Genomic DNA, 6,822 nt, shown 5'->3' on the forward strand with positions numbered 1-6,822 from the left:
TTCTGCTGATGACGTCATCTACCTTACCGACTTTAACACGGGTGTCCATCAGTCAACAGATGACGGTGTGACATGGTGTCACGTGTTTAAAGCAGCGGACGACTGGCAATGCATGCAAGTGATCAAGGTGTCAAGCGACAGTAATACGAACCAACGAGCTCAGGCAGTGGTGTTTATGTTCGAGTCGGTTGCGCGAGCATACTTGCGGGCGTTTCCCGACGCCTTAGAAACCTCGAAAATCCATATCATCCCAAACGGGTTTGAAGGAGAGGTCGAATCTTTCATTCATGTGCCGGGTGATCGGTGTACGATTTTATATGCCGGCACGCTGAGCAGCTATCGCTACGATACCCTAATCGAAGGTCTCGTTCAGTTCAAAGCCAAAGATCCCAAGCGTGCGGCTCAGTTACGGCTAAGATTTGTCGGTGAGGGGTTTCAAGGACTGACGCAGCGAGTGGCTGACCTAAACCTTCAAGATATGTTCGAGATTACGCCGTCCATACCAAGTGACCAAGTTCGTCGCCTTCAACGAGAGGCGCATGCGCTCTTGGTGTTGGGCAGAATGCCGGGAAGAACGGCACATGAGTTGGTTGCAGGCGCTAAGCTGTTTGGTTATCTACAAGCGGGACGACCGATCATTGGCATCGTGCCTCGTGACGAGACACGCAGGATTCTTGAACAAGTTGGAAGCCCGCTGATTGCAGATGCAGATACTCCCGCGGAAGTGGTCACGCTGCTTGAGCGTCTCTTCGAAGCCTGGTCGAAGAAGACACTTGATCGGTTCGTTCCGAATCGTGCCGCTTGTGAAGCCTACTCGTCCGGCAGGCAAATAGAGAACTTACTTATCGCTCTAAACGGCACATCCCTTGAGAAGACATCGGCAATGGACACATCTACTTTGCCGCCGCGGTTAAGGTCCGAGGTTGTGCAATGAAAATTGTACACGTGAATGATGTCGTGTACAAATACGCGACCGGAGATCCTTCCGCGAATGGAGGAGCAGAACGTTACGGATGGTACCTCATGCGGGCGCTGGCACAGGCAGGCTGGTCAGCGACCGTGGGGGTTCGATTCGCCTTGCGAGAAGGAGAGGTTCAAGTCATCGACGGAGTGCGGTTTTTGGGTTTGACTCGCCTAGCGCATTTTCTCTTGGATTGGTCCGCATTGTTAAAAGCTGAGCGACCGGATTGGTGTTTCTGGCAGTGTGCGGATCATTTGTGGGGACCGGCTGCAGAAATCGCGCGCCGGCTGGGAGTGCGAACGGCTTTTTCCACGATGCACGATCTGGACGTCCAGGTCCGCAAAGCGCTGACAGCGAGGAAAAATTTATGGCCTCTCCACATGTGGGGACTTCAACGTTCCAACGTCATCTTCATTCAACATTACGGTCAGCGCGACTATTTGCCTTCGCGCTTACAGCAAAGGGCCTATCTTCTTCCGGGCATCGTGCCCCTGCCGGAAACGATCACGCCTCATGCTGCGCGAAACGGAACCGTGGCATGGGCGGCGGTCATCAGGCCGCCGAAGCGTCCGGATCTCCTGATTGAGATCGCGCGCCGGCTGCCGTCTATTCATTTCGTCGTATGCGGCGCCCCTCGGTTGAGTCATTGGGATGCCGAGAAGATTGAACGGATTATGATGCAATTGCGATCCCTTCCGAACGTGGACTACCGCGGCCATGTGGCCCCCGATCAAACTGTAAAGGCCATTGGGAATGCCGATCTGTTACTTTCGACCTCGGATGGAGAGGGATTCCCAAGCGTTTTCCTGGAGGCCTGGGCCGCTGGAACACCAGTCGTCAGCATGCAAATCGATCCGGATCATAAAATCAGAGATCATCAACTCGGACAGGTGGCTGACACGGTTGAAGGAGCGGTGGAGGCGGTGCGTTCTCTCATGGCATCTCCTGAGCGCCGTCAAGATATGGGACTAAGATCCCGGAGCCATGTCGAGGAAATTCATGGCCCCGCCTCCGCGGTTCGGGCGTTTGGAAGCGCTGTTGCCAGTGTATCGACCAAACTCTAAGCTGAAAGACAGACAGTAAAGAATCACATATGCTAACTGCGGATAAGAAGCTATCGAACACCTTTTTTAGGAGATGCAGATCGCTCGGGAAAATTGCCGCGATCGTCTTCGCCGGCGGTTGGTATTACCTGCTGGGTTTCTTCGGCGATAAGGGGGATAGAGTCATCCAACACGCAGCTTCTCAGACGATGGTACTATCTCCGAAGCTTCGTCGGCTCCACGGTATGACGACGAGGACCGAGCGAGCGTATTTATACTGGTATGCCAAGCACATCTTTACCGGCAAAGGTCATATTGTCGATCTTGGCTGTTGGCTAGGCAGTACAACGGTTTCTCTCGCCATGGGGTTGGAGCGCAACCGCCATGCTTCCTTCAATAAACTCATTCACGGGTATGATGAGTTCGTTTGGCGCTCATACATGGACCTCAGCGCGAAAGGAACGGAACTCGAAGGGAAGTACCGGGCCGGAGATTCATTTTTAGACGAATTTGAACGAAGGACTTCCCAATGGCGGCAATATATCAAGCCATGCCAGGGCGATCTCGCGAAGGTGAGGTGGTGTGGAGATCCGATCGAGTTTCTTCTCATCGATGCGATGAAATCCTGGGGAGCGGCGACAGGGGTGGTGCAAGACTTTTTCCCTGCGCTCATACCTGGGGTCAGTCTCATTCTGCATCAAGACTTTGCCCATTGGTTTACGTCCTGGATTCATCCAATCCATTATCGATTCAGGGACTACTTCGATCCGGTGTATGACGTGCCTTCATCCGGAAGTATGGTGTTTCGGCTGAGCCGAGAGCTGCCGCTCGATCTGCTGAAGCAAGAGTGGTCGGAAACGCAATTTTCAGAGCAGGAAGTAGAAGAGGCATTTGCCTATTCATTGAAAATCGTGAGTAGTGAAAAACGAGCGAACGTTGTTGCTGCCAAAGCCATGTATTATTTCCATTCGGGTCGGCTCGATCGAGCGAGGGAAGAAATTGCTGACGCGCATGCTCGAGGGTATGACTTCAACTCTGAGCTAGGCATCGCAGAACGACGAATCGCCGAAGAACGATAAGCATTCCGCTGTCATTGTCGAAGTAGCCATCTAATAGTGAATCCTGAAATGTCAGTAGGAACGAAAGGACATAATGGTGGCGGTTCGTAATGAACTGGCAATGCAGGCAGGTTTTCCACGGGAAACCGCATCTGCAACGGCGCCGTGCCCACCCGCATACCTGGAATACCTTTGGTATGTGAGCCTCGTCTACGCCATGCTTGGTCAGGCATGGGGAATCGTCATTCCTTCCGTGGGGGGATTGCTCTTAGTGGTCATCGCAGTGGCTTGCTTCCAGAGGATGGGTACCTGGGCTGCACATGTGTATAAGCCGATCGTATGGGCTTTAGCCACCGGAATCCTTTTGATTGCAATACAGTTGCTGTTTCACGAGGAGGATCAGCAGGCATTATCCGAAGGCATAGCGTTTGTCGGATGGATCGCCACCCTCATCATCGCCCAATCGTTGTCTCTGCGTCCAGGGTTCCTCCAACGGTTTGCGCTGGTCGCTTTGGCAATCGGTATTGCTACCTTGCCTTTTATCAAGATGTCAGGCGGGGGCGATATGATGCGAGCTGGAGCCTCCGGGACAGGAATCGCGAACCCCAATTCGCTGGGAATGTGGTTTGGCTTCTGTGCCGTGTATTTCATCTTTTGGGGACTTGAATGTCGAAAAACCGATCTAAGAATATTTGCCTGGATTGCGGCACTGGTTTGCCTCTATGTCGTCATGCTTACTGTCAGCCGAGCGCCGTTATTGGCCATCGCCTTGGCATGTGTCGTTGGGCTTCGCTCTGCATTGAAGCGGAGCTTTGTCCCTCTCTTATCGCTCGTTCTTCTGACTAGTTTGGTCTACACGTCAGGCGTGTTCGATGAAAAGATCGATTACTACATGACGCGAGGCGCCGAGGAGTCTGGACGAGAAAAGCTATGGCCCAAAGCTCTAGAACGGATACTCAACGCACCATTTATAGGTTACGGTTTGGGAGACATCCAGCTCCCAAGATCTAGCGGTAATGGGTATATCAATCCCCACAACGGACTTCTTCATATCGCGCTCGGGGGAGGAATCTTGCCCGTAATTTGCTTTCTGATGTATTTGAAGCGAGTGGGAATCGGAGCCGTTCAACTGTCGAGAACAGCCCAGGCAGGGGAAGCCACATTGCTTCCTCCGCTGGTCACCTTTGCAGTATTTGAGATCATGGTCCTTGATATGGTCTTTATGTCGCCATGGACAGTTGTCGTGTTCGGCCTAGTTGCTGGAACCGTCTCTGCTGATGCTGCCAGAAGATCGATGAGTGTTAGAAAAATGGTACACAGAACACAAGGACAGTGAGTGCGTTAAATATTCCGGGTTGATAAGTATTATCATGAAGGCAGTCGTACCAGCTTCAATGTTATCGTAATGGCAGTGGAACAGAGCATATAAATGGAATGCCGCCTTCTTTACCTGGTAGGACAATTAGGCCTGGGAGGGTTAGAACGACAACTATTCTACCTAGTCGGATCGATGGATCGACAGCGGTACAAGCCGGTGGTGGCTGTATGGGGTAATTCTCCCGATGATCATTATGCTCAAGAGCTTCGTGCGCTAGATGTCCCCGTTGTAAGGCTGGGAGAGAATCCTACCCGAGCGGCCAAGTTGAGAGCGTTACTCGATTTGGCATACAAGGTCCGCCCTGAGGTGATCCATTCCTATACATTCTATACGAATATGGCAGCCTGGTTAGCGGCTCAACGCACGAAAGCTATCCCAATTGGGTCTGTACGAAACAACTTTATCCGGGATCGTCAGGCAACCGGGAAGCTATTTGGGCGACTCTGTGGCCGGTGGCCTGCTGCTCAGATCTTCAACAGCACCGCTGCTGAGATAAATGCAAAACAAACGACCACACTGTTCCGACCCCGTCGCATGTACGTCGTCAAGAACGGAGTTGATCTAGAACGTTTCTTTCCATGGTCTCATCCGGAAGCCGGATATATCTTGGCCGTGGGGAATCTATATGCTCGTAAACGCTGGGACCGACTGATTCGTGCGGTCGCTCTTTTAGCGTCAAAAGGGAAGTGCCCCGAAGTTTTGCTCGTCGGATCGGGGCCATTGCAAGAAGAACTGGAAACGATGGCGAAGGATCTTCAGGTGAGCCATCTGTTCCGGTTCTTGGGCGCCCGGCCGGATATTCCGGATTTGCTCGCGGGCGCGATCTTTCTGGTGCATACCGCGGAGGATGAAGGTTGCCCGAACGTCGTGATGGAGGCAATGGCCTGCAACCGCGCTGTTGTGGCGACAGACGCAGGTGATGTTCCGTACCTTATAGACCACGGCAAGACGGGATTTGTAGTGCCGAGAGAAGATGAGGCTGCGTTGGCTAGGAATATGGCTGCCCTGCTCGATGACCCTGAATTATGCCGAGGGATGGGAGATGCAGGTCGAAAAAAGGCCGAGCAGGCATTCGGGATTGACCGCCTGAGGTCGGAGACTTTTTGCGTCTACCACGCTGAGGGGTGGGAGGGCAGGTAATATGTGCGGAATCGGCGGTTGGATCGGCCATCAGCAGAGTGGTGGGGACGTCGCAGACCGTATGCGGAGAGCGATGCATCATAGGGGCCCGGACGGCTCGGGAGTCAAATCGCTTCCTTCGGCAACGCTTGTTCATACGCGTCTCTCCATCATTGACCTGTCGGACTCCGGCGCTCAGCCGATGGCCAATGAAACCGGCACAATTTGGAGCGTATTCAACGGCGAGATTTATAACCACGGCGAGTTACGGAAGTATTTGGAACAGAAGGGGCACCGCTTCAAGGGGCATTCTGACTCTGAAGTGATACCTCATCTTTATGAAGAGCTGGGCGCAACCTTTGTTGAGCGCTTGAAAGGAATGTTCGCGATTGCGATTTATGACGCTGGTACCAAAACGCTGCTCCTCGCTCGAGATCGCTTCGGGATCAAACCGCTTTTTTATGCTCCCACGAAGGCTCGGCTGGCTTTTGCCAGTGAACTTAGAGCGCTGCTCTGCATCAATGGCATTGATACGAGGCCGGATCGACAGGCGGTTTATGATTCCGCCGCGCTCTTGTATGTGCCCGCTCCGGAAACGTTCTACCGAGGGATCCGGGCGTTACAAGCAGGAGAGATGCTCGAGGCTCATATAGTCGAGAACCAGGAAGTTTCGTGGAAGACGCGCCAGTATTGGAGAGGCAATATCGCGCCTGATCAAGATCTGCTCGTGGCGCGCGCTGCCGACCAAGCGCAGGAGTTGATCACCGCGGCCGTGAACCGCCAATTGGAAAGTGATGTGCCGCTTGGCGCTTTGTTGAGCGGAGGCATCGATTCATCGCTTGTGAGCACGGCGGCTCAACGGGCGCTTGAGGGAACACTGAGAACCTTCAATGTTCGTTTTGCGGATCAGAAGTACGATGAGACGCCGGCGGCATTAGCCGTGGCCGAACATATCGGAAGTCGACATATGACTCTTGATATGGGCGATGGCGAAGGCACATGGGATCAAGTCGTTGATTTACTAACGCGCGCAGGACAACCGTTTGCCGACACCTCGCTTTTCGGCGTGAATGCGGTATGCCGCTTGATGCGCACTCACGTCAAAGTAGCTCTGTCCGGAGACGGCGGCGATGAGGGGTTCGGAGGGTATGATATCTATTGGCAGTTAGCCAGGGTTACACGAATGCAACAAGTACCGGCCGTTGTATGGAGGTTAGGCGCTCTGGCGGTCGCTCCATTCATGCATATAGCGGCCTTGCCGGC

6 protein-coding genes are annotated in these 6,822 nt (G+C 53.3%); all 6 read left to right on the forward strand.

The genetic code is table 11. From position 1 onward, the window contains the following. A partial coding sequence (locus ACOSYY_RS11660; RefSeq protein ID WP_421662558.1) for a glycosyltransferase family protein occupies positions 1-934 on the forward strand: 934 nt, incomplete at its 5' end. After that, positions 931-2,025, forward strand: coding sequence for a glycosyltransferase family 4 protein (locus ACOSYY_RS11665; RefSeq protein WP_421662559.1), 1,095 nt, complete (start codon positions 931-933; stop codon positions 2,023-2,025). The genes ACOSYY_RS11660 and ACOSYY_RS11665, both read left to right, overlap by 4 nt. Positions 2,026-2,054: 29 nt before the next feature. Further along, positions 2,055-3,083 carry a hypothetical protein gene (locus ACOSYY_RS11670; RefSeq protein ID WP_421662560.1) on the forward strand — a complete coding sequence of 343 codons (1,029 nt, stop codon included), beginning with the start codon at positions 2,055-2,057 and terminating at the stop codon, positions 3,081-3,083. A 73-nt stretch (positions 3,084-3,156) separates the two neighbouring features. Beyond that, entirely contained in the window at positions 3,157-4,398 is a 1,242-nt protein-coding gene (locus ACOSYY_RS11675; protein WP_421662561.1) for an O-antigen ligase family protein, read from the forward strand. 93 nt (positions 4,399-4,491) lie between these two features. After that, entirely contained in the window at positions 4,492-5,580 is a 1,089-nt protein-coding gene (locus tag ACOSYY_RS11680; RefSeq protein WP_421662562.1) for a glycosyltransferase family 4 protein, read from the forward strand. Between the two features lie 61 nt (positions 5,581-5,641). Further along, on the forward strand, positions 5,642-6,822 hold a 1,181-nt coding region (asnB, locus tag ACOSYY_RS11685), incomplete at its 3' end, for an asparagine synthase (glutamine-hydrolyzing) (RefSeq protein ID WP_421662564.1).

The sequence above is a fragment of the Nitrospira sp. BLG_2 genome, assembly GCF_049222245.1.